Here is a 20,407-nt window from a genome sequence, read left to right as displayed (position 1 = left end):
CCGGCCGGCGCAGCTGCTCCTCGGTCAGGCCGTCCACGATGCCGAGCACGTGCCGGCGCTGGCCGTTGAGGGCGGTGAGCAGGTCCATGGACGTTCCCTTCTCGACGACTCTCTACAGTTCGGCGGCGCGGACGAGCAGCCCCCGGCGCTCGGACGCGCTGTGGGTCCGCGCTGCCGCCTGCCGGAACAGGACGGCGGCGCGTTCCCGGTCGCCGGCGCGGGCGGTGAGGTCCGCCTCGGCGGCGATGGCCAGCGGGTAGTCGTCGAGCGCGCCGCCGGCGTGAGCCTGTTCGAGCAGGGCGAGCCCGGCCGCGGGCCCGTACGCGTAGCCGTGCGCCACGGCACGGTTCAGCTCGATCACCGGACCCGGCTGGAGCCGTACGAGCCGGTCGTAGCAGGAGGCGATCCGGCGCCAGTCGGTGTCGGCCGCGGACGTCGCGGTCGCGTGGCAGGCGGCGATCTCCGCCTGCAGCGCGTAGGGCCCGAGGTGCCGCAGCGCGGACAGGATGCCCACGGCCTCGCCGATCGCGGCGTGGTCCCAGCGGGACCGGTCCTGCTTGTCGAGGGTGACCAGGTGGCCTTCGGCGTCCCGGCGGGCGTGGCGCCGGGAGTGCTGGAACAGGAAGAGGGCGAGCAGCGCCGCCGCCTCGGGCTGTCCGGGCATGAGCCGCGCCAGCAGCCTGGCCAGCCTGATCGCCTCCTCGGCGAACGCCGGCTCCCCGTCGGCGTTGTAGCCGTGGGTGAACAGCAGGTACAGCACGGCCAGGACGCCCGGGAGCCGCTCGGTCAGGATCACGCCGGTGGGGACCTGATACGGGATGCCCGCCTGCGCGATCTTCGTCTTGGCCCGGGTCAGCCGCCGGGTCATCGTGGACTCGGTGACCAGGAACGCCCGCGCGATGTCCGCGGTCGGGACCGCGCAGATCGTGCGCAGCGTCAGCGCCACCCGCGCCTCCGGTCCGAGGGCCGGGTGGCAGCAGGTGAAGATCAGGCGAAGCCGGTCGTCCACGATCTCCTCCGGTGCCGGTTCCTCGGTGGCGGCGGTGAGCGTCGCCACCGCCAGCTCGTGCAGCTTGCGCCGTTCGACGGACGCCCGCCGCAACACGTCCAGGGCGCGGTTGCGGGCGACCGTCATCAGCCAGCCGCCCGGGTTGGCCGGCACGCCGTCCGCGGGCCAGCGCTCCAGCGCCAGGGCCAGGGCCTCCTGCGCGCAGTCCTCGGCCAGGGTCCAGTCGCCCGTGACGCGGATCAGCGCCGCGACGATACGCGGATAGGCGTCGGCGGCCGCGGTCGCGGCCGCCTGGACCGCCGTGGCCCCTTCCGGACCGGTCACTGCTCGAAGTCGGCCAGCGGGCGGATCTCGATGCGTCCGCCACGGGCCATCGGATGGGTGCGGGCGACTTCGATGGCCTCGTCCAGGTTCGCGCACTCGAGCAGGTCGAAGCCCACGATCACCTCCTTGGTCTCGGCGAACGGGCCGTCCGAGACGAGCAGTTCGCCGGTGCGCACGCGCACCGTCGTCGCGGTCGACTTCGGCGCCAGCACCATCCCCTGCAGGCGCCGGCCGGCGGCGTCGTTCTCGGCCACCCACGTGTCGATGTCGGGCGTCGCGGCGGGGTCGGTGTCCGGTTCCGTGTCGGTGCAGACGAACATCACGTACTTCATCGCCAGGGTCTCCTCTCGGTGGTTGCACCCTAGTGACGATCGGCGCGGCCCGATCCGGACAGCCGCGCGGAAACCCGTGCCATCGGATCCCCGGAGGGCGCTGTCGTCCGTCTGGCACCGCCAGTTACTTTCCTTACGAGAATTTTGTCGGATCGGTTACTAGCGCTATCCACAATCAGGGAATGACCACCGCTGAATGGGCTCGGCAGTACCTGCCGGGATCGGTGAGAGGAGTTCGCGATGACAACCGCCTCCACCCCGCACGGCCCCACCTTCCGCCAGCCGATGCAGACCGGATGGTACGGATTCGCCGGGATGCTCGGCGTCATGATGGGCGTGTTCAACGTCATCGAGGGGTTCATCGCCCTGGTCAAGGAGAGCTACTTCCTCGCCCCCGACGGCCGGCTCCTGGTGCTCGACTACAACACGTGGGGCTGGATCTGGCTGGTGATCGGCGCGCTGCAGATCGCCACCGGCGCCGGTCTCCTGATGGGGCAGGGGTGGGCGCGATGGGCCGGGATCTTCATGGCGGCGCTGGCGATGCTCGGGCAGTTCCTGTTCATCGCCGCCTTCCCGATCTGGTCGCTGATCGGGATCGGCGTCTGCATCATGATCATCTACGGCCTCATCGTCACCCCCCAGGACTGACCCCCGGGCTCCGCCCGGCCCGCGGCGCGTGCCGTCGGCGGGATGCGGCATGCCCGTCGCGGGTGGTGCTTGTCTGCCACCTGCTGTAGTGGAACGCTTACCGCATGACGATGTTCGCCGGTGGCAAGATCGAGGCGTTCGTCGGGCCGACCGAGCTGGGCGCGGCAGACGACCTCGAGCACGTGATCATCGATTTCATCAACGGCGCCCAGCGGTCCCTCGACATCGCCGTCCAGGAGCTCGACTCCGAGCCCATCGCCCAGGCCGTGCTCGACGCCCGCTTCCGCGGGGTGGACGTCCGCATGGTGCTGGAACAGGACTATCTGGTCTCCGCGAAGCTGCCGAAGATCATCCCGCGGGCGGGGGAGGACGAGGCGGCCGCGCGCCGGCGCGTCCAGTGGGGGGAGGAGACCGGCGCCCGCAGCCTGGAGCCGAACAGGAAGATCCTGGCCGCGTTGCTGCGCTGCGACGTCGACGTGAAGGCCGACTACAACCCGGCGATCTTCCACCAGAAGTTCATCATCCGCGACTACCGTGAGCGGGCCCTGCCCACGTCGGCGATCCTGTCGGGGTCGGCGAACTTCACCGGCACCGACTGCCACCGCAACCTCAACCATGTCGTGATATTTCATGACGCGCGGGTCTGCCTGGCGTACACGACCGAGTTCAACCAGATGCGCGCCGGGCAGTTCGGCCGCGGCGCCCACGGCAAGGTCCCGGCCGCCTACAGCCTCAACGGCATCCCGGTGAAGGTGCTGTTCGCCCCGGACCACGCGCCCGAGCTGGAGATCATGAAGCAGATGCTCAAGGCGACCGACCGGGTCGACTTCGCCATCTTCACCTTCTCCGGCTCCTCCGGCATCGACGACGCGATGATCGCCCTGGCCGCGGCCGGGCGGGCCGTCACCGGAGCGATGGACCCCGGCCAGGGGGCGCAGAAGTGGGCGGCCACCCACGACCTCGACCGCGCCAACATCGAGCTGTACTTCCCCAAGCGCGGCCCCGCCTTCGGCAAGCTCCACCACAAGCTCATGGTCATCGACGACGCCACGGTCATCGCGGGCTCGTTCAACTACACCGAGCCGGCGAACAACTACAACGACGAGAACATCTTCGTCATCGGCAGTCCCTACCCCGACCTGCCCAGACGCGAGGGAGGCCCGGTCGATCCGGCCGCCTGCGCCGAACTGGCCCGCTTCTTCAGGACGGAGATCCTGCGCATCGAGGCCGCGGGCGAGCGCTTCATCGGGGAGGGCTGAGGCGTTAATCTTCCGCTGGTATGAGCAAGGTCCTGTACGTCATCGTGTGCGCGGCCGTACCGGCGGGAGACGTCGGGCGGCTGGTCGCCATGGCGCAGGACGCCGGATGGGCCGTCCAGGTCGTCTCCACCCCCTCCGCGCTGGGCTTCATCGACGTCGCCGCGCTGGAGGAGCAGACCGGGCGCCCGGTACGCAGCAGGTACCGCGGGCCCGACGAGCCGAAACCGCCGCGGGCCGACGCGATCGTGGTCGCGCCCGCCACGTTCGACACGGTCAACAAGTTCGCGACGGGCATCACCGACACCTACGCCCTGGGCGTCCTGGCGGAGGCCCCCGGGCTGGGGATCCCGGTGGTCGTGCTGCCGTTCGTCAACAGCGCGCTGGCCTCGCGGGCGCCGTTCGTCAGGAACGTGGCGAGCCTGCGGGCCGAGGGGGTCGCGGTGCTGCTGGGCCCGGGAGAGTTCGAGCCGCCACCGGCCACCGCGGACGCCGGCCAGGCGGCGGCCTTCCCGTGGGGCCTGGCGCTGGCCAGGCTCGCCGACCTGACCGGCTGAGCCTCACCGCAGGCAGGCCTCGAACACCGCGGTCAGGCGGTCGATGTCGTCGGCCGACGGATCCGCCGGGCCGAGCAGCCGCCGTACCGACCCGATGCCCAGGAAGACCGCCGTCGCCAGGCGGGCGCGGGCGTGCGCGTCGTCCCCGCCCAGCCGGGCCGCCAGCGGTTGCACGACCGCGGTCCTGAGCCGTTCGGTCATCAGCGCCTGCACCTCGGGGTCGCCGGCCGACCGCTCCAGCGTGCGCAGGATGGGGCTCTCGGGGTCGGAGTGCATGCGCTGCGCCGCGTACTCGGCCAGCCGCCTGGGCAGCCCTGCCGTGTCGCCGTCCAGCACCCTGGCGACCGACGGCTCGCCCGCCAGCACCTCGCCGAACAGGCCCGCCTTGGAGCCGAAGTAGCGGCCGACCAGCGCGAGGTTGGCGTCGGCCGCGGCGGCGATCATGCGTACGGTGACCTGCTCGTAGCCGTGCTCGGTGAACAGCGCGCGTGCCGCCGTGAGCAGGCGTTCCCTGGTCGCTTCGCGATCCCGTACCCGGACCTCCATGGCTGAAGCCTAATCGCACTTGCCGCGCGGCTAGTAAACAGACGTATACTCGCTGGCATGGCACAAACCAGGCAGTACACCCACAAAGAGATCCTTGAGGTGATGTCGGGGCTGATGCTGGCCATGCTCACCTCGATGATCTCGACCTCGGTCGTGGGTACGGCGCTGCCGACCATCGTGGGCGAGCTCGGCGGGCAGGAGCAGTACTCCTGGGTCGCCTCGGCCACCATGCTCACGATGACCGTGTCGACCCCCCTGTGGGGCAAGCTGTCCGACGTCTACGGCCGCAAGCTGCTCTTCCAGATCGCCCTCGGCCTGTTCGTCGCCGCCTCGCTGGCCGCCGGGCTCTCGCAGGACATGGGCCAGCTCATCGCGGCGCGTGCCGTACAGGGTCTGGGGGTAGGCGGTCTATCCGCGCTGTCCCAGGTGATCCTCGGCGACATCGTGCCCCCGCGCGAGCGGGGGCGCTACTCCGGCTACATGGGCGCGGTCTTCGGCATCTCCACCGTCGCGGGCCCCCTGCTCGGCGGGTTCATCGTCGACGCCGACCAGCTCGGCTGGCGCTGGTGCTTCTACGTGTGCATCCCGTTCGCCGTGGTGGCGTTCGCGGTGATCCAGAAGGTGCTCAGGCTGCCGGTGACCAACCGGAACACCTCGATCGACATCTGGGGCGCCACGACGATCACCGCCGGCGCGAGCGCGCTGATGCTCTTGCTGACGCTGGGCGGGCACGACTTCGCCTGGAACTCGTTCTGGACCTACTTCCTCGGCGCCGTCGCGGTCGTCATGCTGCTGCTGTCGGTGTTCGCCGAGCGCACCGCCCGCGACCCGATCCTGCCGCCCCGCCTGTTCCGCAACCGGACGTTCGTGCTCACCAGCCTGGCCTCCCTCTTCGTGGGCATGGCGATGTTCGGCGCGATGATCTACCTGCCGCAGTACCTGCAGATCGTCAAGGGCATGAGCCCGACCGCCTCGGGCCTGATGACGCTGCCGATGGTGTTCTCGCTGTTCCTGTCCGGCGTGATCTCCGGAAAGATCGTCACGAGGACCGGCAGGTGGAAGATCTTCCCCGTCGTCGGCCTGCTGCTGGTCGCCGTCGGCCTGTTCCTGCTCTCGCGACTGCACGTCGACTCGACGCAGTGGCTGATCGGCGTGGACGTCGCGGTGCTCGGCATCGGGCTCGGCCTGTCCATGCAGATGCTCATCCTCGCCGCCCAGAACGGCTCCGAACTACGCGACATGGCCGCCACCACCTCGGGCGTGGCGTTCTTCCGCTCGCTGGGCGGGGCGGTCGGCGTCGCCGCGTTCGGGGCGATCCTGTCCAACCGGCTCAAGGACGAGATGGCCGAGCTCATGCGGGCCGCGCACGTCAGGCCGCCCGGCGGCGGCTCGCTCAGCCTCGGCAGCCCCGCCGACATCCAGCAGCTGCCCGAACCCGTCAAGGGCATCGTGCTCGAAGCCTTCACCAGGGGCCTGGAGACCGTCTTCCTGGTCGGCGTGCCCATCGCGGTGCTCGGCTTCTTCGCGGTGCTGTTCCTGAAGGAGCTGCCGCTGCGGGGACACGGCCCCGCCGAGGTGGCGCCGTCCACACCGCCCGGCAAGGACGACCTGGTCCTCGCGGGTCTGCTGCTCGAACTCATCGCCCAGCGCGTCGAGCACGCGGACGGCAGGCCGTCCGCGCTGGTCAGCGCGGTCGCCCGGATGGCGCCACCCGACGACAGACCCGAAGGCGACCGGGCCAGAGCCGCCGCCCTCGCCGTGCTGCGCCCCACCTCGCGCGCGCTGCTGGCCCGCGCCGTGCCGTCCGTCAACACCGTCCCCGAAGGAGCCGCACGATGATGCGCAGGTTCGTGGGCGCGGTCACGGCCGCCCTGGCGTCGATCGCCGGGCTGTGGCTGATGGTCGCACCCTTCGCGCTGGGCACCCAGCCCGAGTTCGACGACTGGATCGACGCCACGAACGTGGAGTTCTTCACCGGGCTCGGCGTCACCGTCGCCGGCCTGGTGGGCGTGGTGGCGTTCGCCGCCGCCATCCACGAGGACCTGGTGGCCCGCGGGCTGGTCACCGTACGGCAGCGCGCCCCCGAACCCGAACCAGAACCCGCACCCGAGCCCGCACCCCCCGGCATGTCGTCGGCGGAACTGGCGACCATGCTCGCGCCGCTCGTCGAGGCGTTGCGCGAAGACCTCACCACCACGAACGGACACCGGCGATGAAGACCACACTGGGCCTCGGTGCCCTCGCGCTGCTGTTCGTCGGCGGCCTCTGGCTGGTCGCAGCCCCCTTCGTGACCGGCTACCAGCCGCGCGGCGCCGCCTGGACCGACGCCGCCGTGAACGACGTGTGGATCGGCGGCCTGCTGGCCGCGGGCGCCTTCCTCACGCTGGCCGGCTACGCGGCCGCCACGCTGCGCGAGCTCGCCCGTCGCGGCCGGCACGCCGTGGACCCCACCCGTTGAGAGCGGCGCCGTGGAACCGATGGCCAACCGGCTCCCCGACGGCCGGTTCGAGATAGGCAAGGACGGCGCGGGCCTGCTCGTCGTCGGCTACGACGGCACCGGCCCCAGCCGCAACGCCCTCGCGTACGCCGCGGGGCTCGCCCGCCGCGACGGGGCCGGCCTGCTGGTCGCCTTCGTCGAATCCCTCACCAGCACCACCCTGTGGTTCTGGGTCGGCTCCCCGGTCATCCCCGACCCCGCCGAGGACCTCATCGACGACCTGCGCGAGGAGATGAGCCACCACGGCGTGCCCTGGCGCTTCGTCAGCGTGCGCGGCGAGGCCGCCAGAGAGCTCGAAACGCTCGCCGCCACCCACCGGGCCGACGCCATCGTCGTCGGCCGCTCCCGCTCGCCCTGGCACGCGTCCGTGTCCCGAGGTTTGATACGGCACGCGCGGCGAACGGTACTGGTCGTGCCGTAGAGCGCGCTACTTTGGAAAAGGTGAAACGCGTCATCGCCGCCGTATCGTTGCTGGTCACCGCATGCGGCGCCAACACCGCCCCCGTCGCGTCGGCGAGCCCAGGCGCCACCGGCCCGACGCCCGCGACCGCCCCGTCCACCGACCCCGCGGCCACGTCGACCTCCACCGCCGACCCCGCCGCCTCCACCGCGCCCGCCGTCGACCCGACACCCGCGCCGTCACCCACCGGCCCGCCCGCCTTCCAGGCGAAGGTGAGCAAACTCGACCCTGACCGGCTCCCTCACTCCTGGCGCCCCGGCTGCCCCGTCCACTACCGGGACCTCCGTCTGATCACCATGACCTACTGGGGCTTCGACGACCAGGCCCACACCGGCGAACTCGTCGTCCGCGAAACCGTCACCGACGACATCGTCACCGTCTTCAAGAAGCTGTACGCCATGCGGTACCCGATCAACCGCATGGAGCCGGTCGACGTCTACAAGGGCAGCGACTACGCCTCGATCGACGCCGACAACACCTCAGCCTTCAACTGCCGCCGCGCCACGGGGTCGAGCAGCTGGTCCAACCACGCCTACGGCCAGGCGGTCGACGTGAACCCGCGCGAGAACCCGTACGTCACGGCGTCCGGCTCCACGGCCCACGACAACGCCCGCGAGTTCACCGAACGCCCGATGAAGGGCAAGGGCGTGATCAACCCCGGCGACCGGGTGGTCCGCACGTTCGCCGCGGTCGGCTGGGAATGGGGCGGCTACTGGTCCGGCACCAAGGACTACCAGCACTTCAGCAAGGGCGGCGGCTGAGACCTGGACCGATGTCGCTGGATGGCCGCTGACCTGCGGCTCGACACCTCGCTGTGTCTCGCCTTGTCTGGTGGTTTCGCGCTCTGATGTGCCCTCGTTGTGCCCTGCGCTCCTGGGGTGTGGACACCCGCTCACCACTCCTCGGACTCGAAAGTTTCCGGATCACGGGTGCTGTTCCAGATCGCTTCCTCCGTCCGGGCGGCTTCTCGCTGACGTTCGCGGTTCTTGAACTCTGGGGTGCCAGGCGTTCGGGCTCTGTCACGTGAGAAGGCGGCCTGCCTGGCCCGGAATTCCTTCTCCTCCGGGGTGACCTTCGATCTTTGCCCGTGCTTCTCGGCGCCGGCCCGCTGTGCGGCGTATTTGCTCTGGGCTCGGCGCAGCGCGAGCTCGTCGGCACTCGGCTGGGCGGGGTCGGACTTGGCTTGCTGGCCGCGCTTGTGAGACTTCCCCATGCCGGTCATCGTGAAGGGTGTTCAGGTCGATGGCGAGACGTCGTCAAGCCGCTGTATCACTTGAGCGAGCTGATTCGAGCCCCTCGGTTATTGGTGCTGGAGAAGGATTTCGATCGCCTGGAGCACGCCCGTGACTACGTGATCCGCGGGATGGTCGTGCTCCGGCCATGTGCCCCGATCGATCCAGATGGTGCGGAGACCGGCTGATCGTCCTCTGCCGATATCGGCAACGAGGTGGTCACCGACCATCCATCCCCCGTCGGCAAGGGTCGTCCCGCACCTCTTGGCGGCGACCTCGAACAGGCCGACGTCGGGTTTGCGCATCCCTTCGATCCCCGACAGCGCGTAGGCGTCGACAGCCTCAGCCAAGCCGGTCTGCTGGATCTTGCCGAGCTGGTTGTCGGTCATCCCGTTGGTGACGATCGCCACCTTCCATCCCGAGGCGTGGAGCCGGGCCAGCCCGTCGAGCGTCTCAGGCCGGCAGCGGACGAGGTACGGCATGCGCCGGCGATAGCGGCTCCATAACTCGTCGACAGAGTCGGGAAGGCTGAAATGCTCGCGGACTATGGAGAAGAAGATTTCACGGTGCGGGTGACCCGTCCGGTCGAGAGCGATCAGCCAATCAACCGCTTCGCCAGTAAGGCTGTGCTGGCTGGCAAACTCGCCGGCCCACAGCCGAAAAGCCTCGTCCAGGTCCACAAGCGTGTTGTCGAGGTCGAACAGAGCAAGCCGTTGAGCCACGGCATGGCACCCTACCTGACCCCCTCAGGTCTCATCGGTTTCCGTCGCTGGACCGGCATCGGCACGGACGCCATGGCGACCGCGCCTCTGATCCGTAGCAAGATCGGGATCGTCCGCGGGCGTCCACCATCATCACGAACGGCTGCTCCGCGGCCTTTCTGGGTTGCTCGGTTTCCACCATCGGCCAGGGCCGCCCAGTCATCCGCTGGATTGTGCGAGTCGATGACCAGCACGACCGCACCGCCGGCATGGTCCACGGCGTCCAGCCATGCGAAACACTCTGCGGTCTCCTTGGGGCGGATGATGCTTTCGACCAGGATCCTGGAGTCACCGGGGCCGTCGACGACCGAGACGGTCAGGCTGGCGAGGAACTGCGAGCCACTGCAGGGCAGCACAAGATCGTGAGAGATCGAGGCAAGTCGTCGAACGTAGGTTTGATTATGACTTGACTTGACTGAGAGAGGTATGACTTCATCACTGTCGTGATCAACGACTTACCCCCGAAATATTCCGGTGATCGGTACCCGATGGGCACTCGAGGACACCTCCGCTTAACACGACGGCGGGACCATGGCACATCAAACGGACCACTGGTCACCCGGCTGACGCGCCGGTTGGTCGCCCTCGGCGGGTCCTTGGCCCTGGCAGCTGCTCTGGTTGTGGTCCAGGCACCCGCCGCCTCGGCCGCAGACTCTACGACGGACCTCGGCATAACCCTTGCCACTTTGGGCCTCGGCGTGTACGAGAAGGGAGGCGATGTAGCCATAGGCGGGGGCAAGGTCTTCGTGTCCGGACGGGACCGGATCGTTGTCGCCACACCTAATGGCACCATCGCCGGCGCCATCACGGGCCTGTCAGGTGCGGTGGGCCTTGCCGCGGCATCCGACGGCTCCCACGTCTACGCGGCGTTGAGCGGTTCGAACCAGGTGGCCGAAATCGACACCGACACTCTCGCCATCACCCGCCGGATCGACGTCGAATACCCCTGCCCGACGAATCTGTCCCTGTCCGGCACCCAGCTCTTGGTCGGGTACGGGCACGGGTACGAGTGCGACGGTCCGGGCGGCGGCGTCTTCAGCCTCGACCTGTCGGCGGAGGCCCCGGAGCCCGTTCAGATCCAGAACGGGTTCAGCCGTGCTCCGTTGGTTGCCGCGGCGAAGAATACGCTGGTGGTAAGCCTCGACAACCAGCTACCGGCCCATCTGTTTGTGTACGACCTGAACGGGAGCTCCGCGACCCTGCGCGGGACCATCGACGGCAGCATGTACAACCCCGACCTGTCGGGCCCCATTGACCTCACAGTCACCGCGGATGGCTCAACGCTCGTCACGGCGTTCGGCAATCCGGAGCAGTTCGAGAGCTGGAACACCACTACCCTGACCCGGGTTCGCACCTATCAACCTCCGGCCCTGTACCCGCATGCTGTCGCCGTCAGTCCCGATGGCGCCCACATAGCGGGTGGAAGTTACGACCGAGTCCGCATCTACAACACGGCCACGGCAGAAAGCGCTTACACAGATGACAATCAGACAGGGAACGTCGTTCCCGGGAGCCTGACCTTCTCGGGTCCTGATGTCCTCGGCGTGATCCGGGCAGCGAACACTGGTCGGCTCTACCTGTGGCGCGTACAGGGTGCCCTTCTTCCACCGTCGACGATGACCCTTTCGGCCCCCTCTACGGCAACCGCCCTTGAACCGCTCACCCTGACAGGCCGACTCACGGCGCCCGATGGATCGGCAATGGGCGCGCAGCCGGTCTCGGTGACCCGCCGACTGCCTGACGGCACCACTGCGACTGTCGCTCATGCCGCGACCATGGCAGACGGTACGTTCACTATCACCGACACGCCGCCGGTCGCTGGGGAACTCAGGTACGAGGCGACGTGGGCCGGCAGTTCGGACATCCGGTGGAGTTCGGCCTCAGCGATCGTCACGGTGGGCAAGCATGAGTCGTCGCTCACCCTGTCCGGACCTGCCAAGGGGAAGGTCGGCAAACAGTTCCAGCTCACCGGTGCAGTGAACATCGGTGGCCAGCCTCCCGCCCCGCGTGCCTGGGTGAAGGTACTGCGGACAATTTCCGACAGCAATGGCACCGTCACCACCTCGCAGTGGATGGTGGGCCTCGTCAGTGACGGCTCGTTCGGCTTCACCGAGACGCCTGCAGTGGATGGTCATTACACGTACACCGTCCAGTGGGCCGGCGACAGCCTTGGTCTGCCGGTGGAGGCCAGCCACGAAGTGGCAGTTAAAACCGAGGAGGAGGGCGGGATGGCTGGCAATGCGGCCAGCGAGGGTTGATGACGGTGTCCGTACATTCATGTCCCGGTACGGTCACCGATAGCGAGTGATGCGGTCTGCCTTTTCGAGCAGCGCTGAGGACCGAAAATTCAGCGATACTCGGTGCTCAGAAGGCAGCCTGTCGACAACCTCGAATGCGTCCGCCCATCTCCCATCCCGTTGGCCGTAGACCCGCTATCCAAAGGGCAGGTCTACGGCTCCCCTCGCCAGTCACGATGGCGGTCAACGAGCCCGGTGTCATCGGCGGCATCGACACTCCGTCGACCTCAGCCTCACCGATGACGACGTCACCGACCTGATGAACGGTCAGCCACCTGCCTGCGAGGTTCCTTTCATGCGGAGATGACCGACTCCGATGGCAGGCGACCTCCGCTTTGCAGATGCGGCAATCGGACCGCGGGCCAGTCTCGACCAGGGCTGAGCGGTCGCCGCTGGTGCCCATCGTGGGGGTCTGGTGGCCAGCATCGGACGAGTGGAGGAGTGCGCGCCTCTTCCGGATCTTGGTGCAAGGGTGGGACGCTCAGATCAGTGCTTGCCTCTTGGAGGAGCCCATCCTGCCAGCCGTCCCACCCCAGCACCAGTGCCGTGCAGGACCGCATCGCCGGCTACGGGGCCATCCGGGACCGGGCCGCCTGCCCGAAGCCCCGACATCGTTGCCGAGTCCATCCCCGGCTCGACGACCACGAGGTCAACCCCGCTGATATCCCGAGAACGCTGATGTCTCGAGAGCGCCGAAGGGTGAGACGTTGGGATATGTGGAGAAGACGGATGGCCATTCTCCGGACCGGTCCAACCTTCCTAGGTTGATCACAGCGAACCGACCAACCAGGGAGCATCCCATGCGCGCTGTCATCCAGAACTCCTTCGGCGGCCCCGAAGTCCTGCAGGTCGTCGAGGCGGAACGGCCCACGCCGTTGTCCGGCGAGGTCCTGATCAGGGTGCGGGCCAGCGGCCTCAACCCGGTCGACGCCGCCGTGCGGTCCGGCGCTTACCCGCTGCTCGGTGAACCGCCGTTCGGGGTCGGCTGGGACATTTCCGGCGTCGTGGAGGAGGCGGCCCCCGGCGCCAGGTACAAGGTCGGCGACGAGGTGTACGGCATGCCGTTCTTCCCTCGCGCCGCGACCGGCTACGCCGAGTACGTCGCCACGCCATCCCGCCAGGTGGCGCGCAAGCCCGCCTCCCTCGACCACGTCCATGCGGCGGCTCTGCCGCTGGCCGGGCTCACCGCCTGGCAGGGGCTGGTCGACGCGGCGAAGGTCGGGGCGGGCGACCGGGTGCTGATCCACCGGGCCGCGGGTGGGGTCGGCCACCTGGCCGTGCAGATCGCCAAGGCCCAGGGCGCGTACGTGATCGCCCTCGCCAGTGCGGGCAAGCACGAGTTCGTCCGGTCCCTCGGCGCCGACGAGGTGATCGACTACCAGACCGTCGACTTCACCGAGGCGGTCCGTGATGTGGACATCGTCCTCGACTCCAACTCGCAGGGTGACCGCTCGCTGGCCGTACTCAAGCCCGGCGGGGTGCTTGTCAGCATCATGGAGCACTGGAACGCCGAGCTCGCCGCACGGGTGGAGGCAGCGGGGCGGCGCTTCGCGGGAGTGTCCGTCGAGCCCGACTACGTGGCGCTGGCAGCCATCGCCGAGCTGGTCGACGCCGGTCAGATCCACCCGCATGTCGAGGAGACCTTCCCGCTGGAGAAGGCGGGGAAGGCGCACGAGGTGCTGGAGGCGGGCCAGGTCCAGGGCAAGCTCGTCCTGACGCTATAAAGCAGTACATGGATCTCCTCACCGAGGCGTTGGAGTCGATGCGGACCGGGCATCCCACCTCGATCCGCACCGACGGCCACGCGCCGTGGGGTTTGCAGCTGCCGTCGACCGCGGGCGCCGGCTTCCACGTGGTGCTGTACGGGTCGTGCTGGCTCGTCCCCGTGGACGTCCGGCACCTGGAGCCGATCCCGCTGAGCACCGGTGATGTGGTGTTCCTCCGCAGCGGCGCCCGCTACATCCTGGCCGACCACCCCGCCACCTTGCCGGAGGTGCCGGGACCGGAGCGTTACACCAAGGCTCCGCCGATCGGCTCGGTCGTGCTGGGCGGCAGCGGTCCGCGCACCACGCTGCTGTGCGGCAACTACCATCTCGACATGGCCCGGCCCCATCCGCTGGTCCGGCAGTTGCCCGAGGTGGTCCACCTGCCCACCCGGCATGGCCGTCATAGCGAGCTGAACGCCGCGGTCCAGCTGCTCGGCGCGGAGCTGGACAATCCTCGTGTCGGCTCGGACGGCATCGTGCCCGCGCTGATCGACTCGCTGCTGCTGTACATCCTGCGCGCCTGGCTGGACGAGCAGCCCGCCGCCGCCAAAGGCTGGTCGGCCGCGCTTCGCGACTCCGCGATCGCCCCGGCGCTGGGGGCCATCCACGACGCGCCCTCGGCCCCGTGGACGGTCGAATCGCTGGCCGTACGGTCCGGCCTGTCCCGTGCCGCCTTCGCCAGGAGGTTCGCCGTCCTGGTCGGCGAGCCCCCCATGGCCTACCTGACCCGCTGGCGCATGACGCTGGCCGCCAAGCTCCTGCGTGACTCCGACATGCCGCTGACCACGGTCGCCGCCCAGACGGGCTACAGCACGGAGTTCGCCTTCGCCAAGGCGTTCAAACGCGAGTACGGCATCGCGCCCGGCGGCTACCGCCGCCAGGCCAGGGCCGCCTGACCTGACGATCCGCGTCCCTCGGCGGCCGGCGCCGAGCTGCCGTCCGCCTGGGCCCCGCCGACCCCGCGCGACCTGGGCGGGTACGTCTTCGGCGGAGGTCGCCGCTTCCCCGCCGGGTCCCACGAGGCCCGTCCCGCCAGGAGGGCCGGGGGAGCGGTGCGGACGGCCGAGCCCGTGCGTGTTCGGTACGGGCTCAGCGTCGTGGTCGTCACCGGACCCACGGCTCACCGGACCCATGGTTCGCCGGGCCTGCGGCTCGCCGGGCCTGCGGCTCGCCGGGCCTGCGGCTCACCGGGCCTGCGGCTCGCCGGGCCTGCGGCTCACCGGACCCGCGGCTCACCGTCCAGGAGTCGCCGCCGGAGGTGCCGCTCGAGACCCCGGCCGAGACCCGCGCGTCGGCCCGCGCGTCGGCCCGCGCGTCGGCCCGGCCGAGGTGTCACGGCCGTGTTCCGTGGGGGAGTGTCACTCGCTCACCGCCTGGTCGGGATCGTGGTCGTCACCCCCGCCGCCCGCGCCGGGAGCGGTGGAGCCGGGCGTTCCGCCGCCTGGCAGGTCCTTGCTGTAGGCGTAGACGGCCGCGGCGGTGGCGACGGCGCCGGAGTTGATCGCCAGGGCCTCGTCGTTGATGTTGGTGACGGTGTCGCACTCCTGGTGGTAGCACTTGTCGTAGGCCACCCCCGCCTCGCCGCCGAACCTGGTGGCCTCGGCCTCGGTCTTGACGCCCTCGGCGCCGGTGAACAGGCCACCGGCCGGGATGCCGGCCTCGATGAAGGGGCCGTAGTCGGAGCGGCCGGTGAAGTCGGTGCCGACGAACGGCCTGCCGGCGGCCGTGAAGTACTGCTCGAAGAGCTTCTCGATCTCGCCGGAACCGGGCGGGCCAGCCGGGGCGCCGACACCGTCGGAGTTGTCGCCGTCGTAGATGCCGAAGACGTAGTTCGGCGAGGCGATCATGTCGAAGTTCAGGTAAAGCTTGATCTTGGCCTTCTCCTCGGCGGACAGGCCGGCCACGTAGTGCTTCGAGCCGAGCAGTCCGAGCTCCTCGGCGCCCCAGAAGTGGAACCGGAGCCGGTTCTTGGTCGGCAGCGGGGCCAGTCTCAGCGCGGTCTCCAGGACCGCCGCGCTGCCGGAGCCGTTGTCGTTGATCCCGGGACCGGCGACCACGCTGTCGAGGTGCGCGCCGAGGGCGACGACCTTGTCGGGGTCGCCGAAGCGGTTCTCGGCGATGACGTTGCGGGTCTTGCGGTGGGGGTCGCTCTCGGTCATCGTCTTGACCTGGACGACGGTTCCCGCCGCGGCGAGCTCGTTGCCTGTGGCGAAGGTCGTGCCCACGACCGGGATGGTGGCGGGGACGCCGACGGTGCCGTTCAGCAGGCCCTCGCGGCCGGGCTGGCCCTCGTTGAAGACGATCACCGCGCTGGCGCCGGCGGCCTGTGCGTTCGCCACCTTGGCCTGGAAGGTGCAGGTGCCGCGCTGGAGGAGGGCGATGTTGCCCGGGGTGAACCCGGCGAAGTCACTCGGCTCGCAGCCGGAGGTGGAGCTCGGCGCGGGGGCCGGCGGGAGGACCAGGTCCACCGCCTGTACGGTGCCCGTGACGTCGCCCGAGCCGGAGTACGTCATGGTCGCGAAGTCCGTCGCCAGGACGTAGGTCTTGGGAGTGGGGGCGGTCCTGGCGAGGGTCGCCTTCTCCAGTTCGCGGAAGAACGGGAACTCGAACTCCTGGAGCGTGACCTGGTAGCCCGCCTTGCGGAGCCTGCCGGCGACGTAGTCCACCGACTGGTCGAAGCCGGGGGTGCCCGAGGCGCGGGTGCCGCCGTTGGCCTCGGCGATCTGCTGCAGTTTCTCCAGGTGCCGCTTCACCCGGGGTGCGGTGATGCTCATGCCGAACGCCGCGGGGTCGGGGTCCGCGCCGGCCGGGGCGGCCGAGACGAGGGGGAGTGCCATGGCCGAGACCGCGGTGACGGCGGCCAGCATGCTCCGATACGCGCGTATGCGCATGCGAAACTCCTGTATCACGAGTAGAGCCGGACAATCCCCGTAATCGCGATTAAATGGAACGCCTTGGGGCTAATGCGATCTTGAAAGGTCCGCTTCGAATTCGTTGCCGAGTGGAGTCAATGCAGTCGCCGTGGCACTCCAAGGCGCCCGAGGTCCTGCAGCGGCCGGACAGCCCGCACCGAGGTGCCTGGGCCCGAACCGTGTTCTCTCACGACGTCTGATTACCCCCGCCCAGGTCAGCGGACGGCAGGGCAAGTACCAGCATTTCCGCAAGGACGGCGGTCGGGACCCTGCGGTGACGTCGCATGGCCGCCGACCTGCCCCTCGTCCCGCGGCGTCGCGGTGTCGCGGCCCTCACGGCCTGGGGCGGTCACGTGACCCCCGGAAGCAGGATGGTGAGAGTGCTGATCCACATGAAGATCGTGGAGCCGATGATGAAGAGCACGATGTAGGTCTCGTACCACCGGATGAAGGCGGCCTTGCGCGGCGGCTTGCGAAAGCCAGGGCGGACGAACTCGTCTGCCAGTTCGCACTCCTCCCGGCGGTAGTCGAGCCAGGAGACGACTCCGATGACGATCATCATGACGGTGAACGCGGCGACCACCGTCTCGAGCCACATCAGCGCGACCAGGCCCGATCTGGCGACTGCCGGGTCGATCCGCCAGCCGCGGTGGCCGACGAAGAGCGCGAGGCCGGCGCTGGCTATCGCGACGGCCAACGTCTGGTAGACGGCCAGGAAGCGGTAGACGTTCTCGTTGATGGTGTGGATCTGCTGGAGGATGTACTTGTAGCGCTCGACGGCGATCTCGGGCGTGTCCGCGGGCAGAGCGGCGGGCACCTCCTTCGGCCGCCTGGCGCTGAGCCTCATACGAGCGTCGTCTCCGCCCGGGGGCGACGGACCCGGAAGGCTGTCACGCGAGCGGGAGAATCGGTCGTGAACGTGGTGAGTTCGAGGCGGTTGTCCCTCTCCCGGTCGATATAGAGCGACTCCATGCACCTGACCACGTCGTCCACGTCCGCCTTCCACGCCTCGGCGATGGTTCTGACGACCACGCCCGCCGCCCCGTAGTTGCCGTGCTCGCACCACCAGGCGCAGGCGCTCCACTCCTCGCCGTTCTCCGCGGCCTCGGTGAACCGCTCGTCGCGAGGACTGGGCACGATCTCCTCAGGAAAGACCCACATCGGATAGAGCTCGACGATCAGCCCGTGTGCCGGGAGGCGGACCCCGCGGCCGTCATACGTGAAGAAGGAGCGGCGATAGTTCGGCGGATCGAACAGCGTGTCGAACGCCATGAGGTCGCCGTACGAGATCAGCAGCACCTCCGACTTGCCGCTGGCCCACGCGACCAGGTCGTCCCTGTCCAGGGCGCCGTCCGCCGAGTGCGCGCACGGCAGGGTCTCGGGTGAAACGCCGAGACCGCCGACGAAATCGGCGATCATCCATTGGTGTCCGGGAGTGGCCCACGGACTCGACCGTGCGACGTCCACCTGCGACCGTGCCCAGTCCTGGAGGTTTTCCGGCCGGCCGAGGGGAAAGGACGTGAGCCGGTCGGCGGTCATGGGGAAGCCCTGGAAAGCTCCCATGGTGTAGAGGAAAGCAGACGACTGCAGGCCGCCGACGTAGACCATGCCCCGATAGTTGCCGTGCCACCAGAGGTCCTGCGTCTCCGACGCTTCCCTCCCGGAAAGCAGCATCGCCCGGCCGATGGTGTTTCCGTCGTCGTCCAGGACGCGGGTCTCGTGGTCGATGAAAAGCTTCTCATGCTGCTCGTAGAGCATGCGCTGCATGTAATCCATGTCGGAGCGCCGGTAGAGACGCTGAAAGAGTTCCGCGGCCGGGATGTCCAACCAGTCGCCGGCCGCGATGACGTGTCTCGGCGCGGGATCGTCCGGGCCCTTCACGGAGACGTCGACCTCGGACAGCGCGCACATCCGGTTGATCAGCTCGTGCAGCAGCTCCGTGTGGCCGACGCGTTTGCTGTTCGTGCGGAAGATTCCCTTGATGTTGCGGGGGTCCTCCCGCAGCCGGGCTCTCACCACGGTGCCCGGTTTCCTGAGGCACTCCTCGAACTCCGCCTCCCGCAACAGCGGGCGACCACCCGACAGCCCGCGCCTGAACTCGAGCACGTGGGTCGAGCGCGCGGCCTCTCCCAATGCCAGGCTGCGGACCTGCACCTCGTCGGCGACCATGAAGATCGCGAAGAAGCCGATGCCGAACTTGCCCGTGGGCGTGAAGCCCTTGGCCTGGAGCCCGGGGAACTCCTCGACGGTCGCGGCCGAGCGCCAGTGCGAGTGCCCGAAGTCGGTGAGTGCGGCCACCATGGTCTCGGGACGCATGCCGATCCCCTGGTCGGCCACTTCCAGCCACCAGTCGTCACCGCACTGCTCCAGGGTGATCGTCACAGGCGACATCCGGATCGACCCCTCGAAGGCGGCGCGGGCCTTGACGGCGTCGCCGGCATTCGCGATCAGCTCCCTGAGGGCGATGTCCGGGCGGTTGCCGTACATGTCGCGGCCGCCGATGTTCGAGATCACCTGCACCGTGTCGGTGACGCGAAGACGCGCGTCGAGGGGTCTCCAGCCGTCCGTGGGAATGGACCTGGCCAGCCGCTCGGGGGAGTCGGCGCCCACCACCGACCGGACTCTGAAACGCTGCCTGCCGCTGTCCGCCAGGAGGGCGTCTACGTGCCGGAGCTCGTCGTTGATGAGCTGAATGGTCTCGAAGGCGAGCCACCAGGCCTCGGTCTCGTCCCGGCTGAACGGTGCCGAAGCGGTGTACTCCAGCCGATCGTCCACCACGCGCGGTCGGAACAGGCGCTCCTGGAAGAACCAGTGATTGCGCGAGGTCCCGGACGGCCGTCTGAAGGCGTGCAGGAGCATCGGAGCCCTGCGGTAGTCGATGTGCGCGGCGTCCGCCAGGCGCAGCATGCAGGCCAGCTTCAGCGGATCCACGTCCCACGTCGGCGGGTGCAGCGGGCACGACCCCTGCCGCTGGGCCAGCCGCTGCAGCTCGGACACCCCCCACCAGTGGCTGTGTGCGATCCGGCCGATCTGCGGTCCGAAGAACTGCCGGAGCTCCACGTCCTGCAGAAGGTGGAACGGTTCGCCGGAGGAGGTGTGGAAGACCTGGCCGACCAGCCGCTCCGCCTGCCTGGCATGGCGCAGGCGGAGCAGCTCGACGACGACCTCCTCGTGCGCCGCCCTGTCGAGGAGCTCACTGCCGGCGGCCGCCTCGGAGTTGCGCAGCCGATTCTTCGCCCCGGCCAGCAGGTCATCGTATTTGGGATCCGCTTTCAGGTCGATTCCGGCCGCGGAATACGAGGCCAACCCCATTCCGAGGTCGTGCAGCAGGAATGCGCCGCCCAGGACGAACGCTTCGGCCGGGTTGATGGAGATGTCTTCGCCGCAAATGAGGGAGGCCATCTCCCACAGTGCTTCCGCGTGCGCCATTCCGTGCTCGGTGAACATCGGCAGCGAGTGGGCGATCGACGTGGCCAGCGGTTCGACGGTTTCCCGGAGCTGAAGATAGGCGGCCCGCAGCCGTGCTCGCTCGTCCCCATGCGGATCGTTGTCGCGAGGCGCCAATGACCTTCGCCAAAGAGAGGTCTGCTCAAACGAATGGGGCATGGCGGCTCCACGTCAATTGTTTGACCTGGGCTTGACTATACCCTGCTTGATCCACTTGAACCGATGGAAACGGATATCGGGCAGCACCGTCGCCTCTGCTGCCCGACACACGTTTCCGTCGCCGCCTTCCACTGGAGCCGACCGTACGTCCGCGTGGCCGGAAGGGTGACCGGAAAGGAGGGCCTGAACTGTCAGTGGCCGGGA

19 protein-coding genes are annotated in these 20,407 nt (G+C 69.0%); 11 read left to right on the top strand and 8 right to left on the bottom strand.

Annotated elements, in window-relative coordinates; all coding sequences use genetic code 11:
• Positions 1–112 precede the first annotated feature (112 nt).
• Both ABZX22_RS43805 and ABZX22_RS43800 read right to left on the bottom strand, forming a co-directional pair.
• Positions 113–1,333 carry a sigma-70 family RNA polymerase sigma factor gene (locus tag ABZX22_RS43805; RefSeq protein WP_354922845.1) on the bottom strand — a complete coding sequence of 407 codons (1,221 nt, stop codon included), beginning with the start codon at positions 1,331–1,333 and terminating at the stop codon, positions 113–115.
• Positions 1,330–1,665 (bottom strand): YciI family protein, encoded by a 336-nt coding sequence (locus tag ABZX22_RS43800; protein WP_354922842.1) that lies wholly within the window; start codon positions 1,663–1,665, stop codon positions 1,330–1,332. Before ABZX22_RS43800 ends, ABZX22_RS43805 begins: the two co-directional genes overlap by 4 nt.
• A 240-nt stretch (positions 1,666–1,905) precedes the next feature.
• Here ABZX22_RS43800 and ABZX22_RS43795 point away from each other — a divergent pair, with 240 nt between their 5' ends.
• The 3 genes from ABZX22_RS43795 (at position 1,906) to ABZX22_RS43785 (ending at position 4,126) form a co-directional block, all read left to right on the top strand.
• Positions 1,906–2,313 carry a hypothetical protein gene (locus tag ABZX22_RS43795; protein WP_354922839.1) on the top strand — a complete coding sequence of 136 codons (408 nt, stop codon included), beginning with the start codon at positions 1,906–1,908 and terminating at the stop codon, positions 2,311–2,313.
• Positions 2,314–2,417: 104 nt separating this feature from the next.
• Positions 2,418–3,572, top strand: coding sequence for a phospholipase D-like domain-containing protein (locus ABZX22_RS43790; protein ID WP_354922836.1), 1,155 nt, complete (start codon positions 2,418–2,420; stop codon positions 3,570–3,572).
• Positions 3,573–3,592: 20 nt separating this feature from the next.
• Entirely contained in the window at positions 3,593–4,126 is a 534-nt protein-coding gene (locus tag ABZX22_RS43785; protein ID WP_354922833.1) for a flavoprotein, read from the top strand.
• A 3-nt stretch (positions 4,127–4,129) separates the two neighbouring features.
• Here the strand turns inward: ABZX22_RS43785 and ABZX22_RS43780 are convergent, their stop codons facing one another.
• Complete coding sequence (locus ABZX22_RS43780; RefSeq protein WP_354922831.1) at positions 4,130–4,672, bottom strand: TetR family transcriptional regulator; 543 nt, start codon at positions 4,670–4,672, stop codon at positions 4,130–4,132.
• Positions 4,673–4,729: 57 nt separating this feature from the next.
• On the opposite strand from ABZX22_RS43780, the gene ABZX22_RS43775 reads away from it, so the two are divergent.
• The 5 genes from ABZX22_RS43775 to ABZX22_RS43755 are packed head-to-tail and all read left to right on the top strand — an operon-like array spanning position 4,730 to position 8,390.
• Positions 4,730–6,511, top strand: a complete 1,782-nt coding sequence (locus tag ABZX22_RS43775; protein ID WP_354922828.1) for an MDR family MFS transporter — start codon at positions 4,730–4,732, stop codon at positions 6,509–6,511.
• Complete coding sequence (locus tag ABZX22_RS43770; RefSeq protein WP_354922825.1) at positions 6,508–6,888, top strand: hypothetical protein; 381 nt, start codon at positions 6,508–6,510, stop codon at positions 6,886–6,888. Before ABZX22_RS43775 ends, ABZX22_RS43770 begins: the two co-directional genes overlap by 4 nt.
• Positions 6,885–7,130 (top strand): DUF948 domain-containing protein, encoded by a 246-nt coding sequence (locus ABZX22_RS43765; RefSeq protein ID WP_354922823.1) that lies wholly within the window; start codon positions 6,885–6,887, stop codon positions 7,128–7,130. Before ABZX22_RS43770 ends, ABZX22_RS43765 begins: the two co-directional genes overlap by 4 nt.
• Before the next feature lie 19 nt (positions 7,131–7,149).
• The gene (locus ABZX22_RS43760; protein WP_354922821.1) at positions 7,150–7,590 is read left to right on the top strand and encodes a universal stress protein; all 441 of its coding nucleotides are present in this window, start codon (positions 7,150–7,152) and stop codon (positions 7,588–7,590) included.
• Positions 7,591–7,610: 20 nt separating this feature from the next.
• A complete protein-coding gene (locus ABZX22_RS43755; protein ID WP_354922818.1) occupies positions 7,611–8,390 on the top strand; it encodes a M15 family metallopeptidase in 780 nt (259 codons plus the stop codon).
• Between the two features lie 131 nt (positions 8,391–8,521).
• Here ABZX22_RS43755 and ABZX22_RS43750 read toward each other — a convergent pair whose 3' ends face one another.
• Both ABZX22_RS43750 and ABZX22_RS43745 read right to left on the bottom strand, forming a co-directional pair.
• Complete coding sequence (locus ABZX22_RS43750) at positions 8,522–8,842, bottom strand: hypothetical protein (protein ID WP_354922815.1); 321 nt, start codon at positions 8,840–8,842, stop codon at positions 8,522–8,524.
• A gap of 87 nt (positions 8,843–8,929) precedes the next feature.
• Positions 8,930–9,583: an HAD family hydrolase gene (locus ABZX22_RS43745; protein WP_354922812.1), complete on the bottom strand. Its 654-nt coding sequence runs from the start codon at positions 9,581–9,583 to the stop codon at positions 8,930–8,932.
• A 725-nt stretch (positions 9,584–10,308) separates the two neighbouring features.
• Here ABZX22_RS43745 and ABZX22_RS43740 point away from each other — a divergent pair.
• The 3 genes from ABZX22_RS43740 to ABZX22_RS43730 all read left to right on the top strand — a co-directional run bounded on the left by ABZX22_RS43740 (position 10,309) and on the right by ABZX22_RS43730 (position 14,581).
• On the top strand, positions 10,309–11,880 hold the full coding sequence (locus tag ABZX22_RS43740; protein ID WP_354922809.1) for a hypothetical protein: 1,572 nt from the start codon (positions 10,309–10,311) through the stop codon (positions 11,878–11,880).
• Between the two features lie 839 nt (positions 11,881–12,719).
• Entirely contained in the window at positions 12,720–13,643 is a 924-nt protein-coding gene (locus ABZX22_RS43735; RefSeq protein WP_354922806.1) for an NADP-dependent oxidoreductase, read from the top strand.
• A gap of 8 nt (positions 13,644–13,651) precedes the next feature.
• Entirely contained in the window at positions 13,652–14,581 is a 930-nt protein-coding gene (locus ABZX22_RS43730) for an AraC family transcriptional regulator (protein ID WP_354922803.1), read from the top strand.
• A 462-nt stretch (positions 14,582–15,043) separates the two neighbouring features.
• Here the strand turns inward: ABZX22_RS43730 and ABZX22_RS43725 are convergent, their stop codons facing one another.
• The 3 genes from ABZX22_RS43725 to ABZX22_RS43715 form a co-directional block, all read right to left on the bottom strand.
• Positions 15,044–16,576, bottom strand: a complete 1,533-nt coding sequence (locus ABZX22_RS43725; protein ID WP_354922801.1) for a M28 family metallopeptidase — start codon at positions 16,574–16,576, stop codon at positions 15,044–15,046.
• A gap of 370 nt (positions 16,577–16,946) precedes the next feature.
• Positions 16,947–17,444 (bottom strand): hypothetical protein, encoded by a 498-nt coding sequence (locus tag ABZX22_RS43720; RefSeq protein ID WP_354922798.1) that lies wholly within the window; start codon positions 17,442–17,444, stop codon positions 16,947–16,949.
• The gene (locus tag ABZX22_RS43715; RefSeq protein WP_354922795.1) at positions 17,441–20,161 is read right to left on the bottom strand and encodes an ATP-binding protein; all 2,721 of its coding nucleotides are present in this window, start codon (positions 20,159–20,161) and stop codon (positions 17,441–17,443) included. Before ABZX22_RS43715 ends, ABZX22_RS43720 begins: the two co-directional genes overlap by 4 nt.
• Between the last annotated feature and the right edge of the window lie 246 nt (positions 20,162–20,407).

This window comes from Nonomuraea sp. NPDC003804 (assembly GCF_040610675.1).
Lineage (GTDB): Bacteria > Actinomycetota > Actinomycetes > Streptosporangiales > Streptosporangiaceae > Nonomuraea.
Note: the sequence above shows the minus strand (reverse complement) of the source record. Positions and strands in the feature narration are given on the sequence as shown.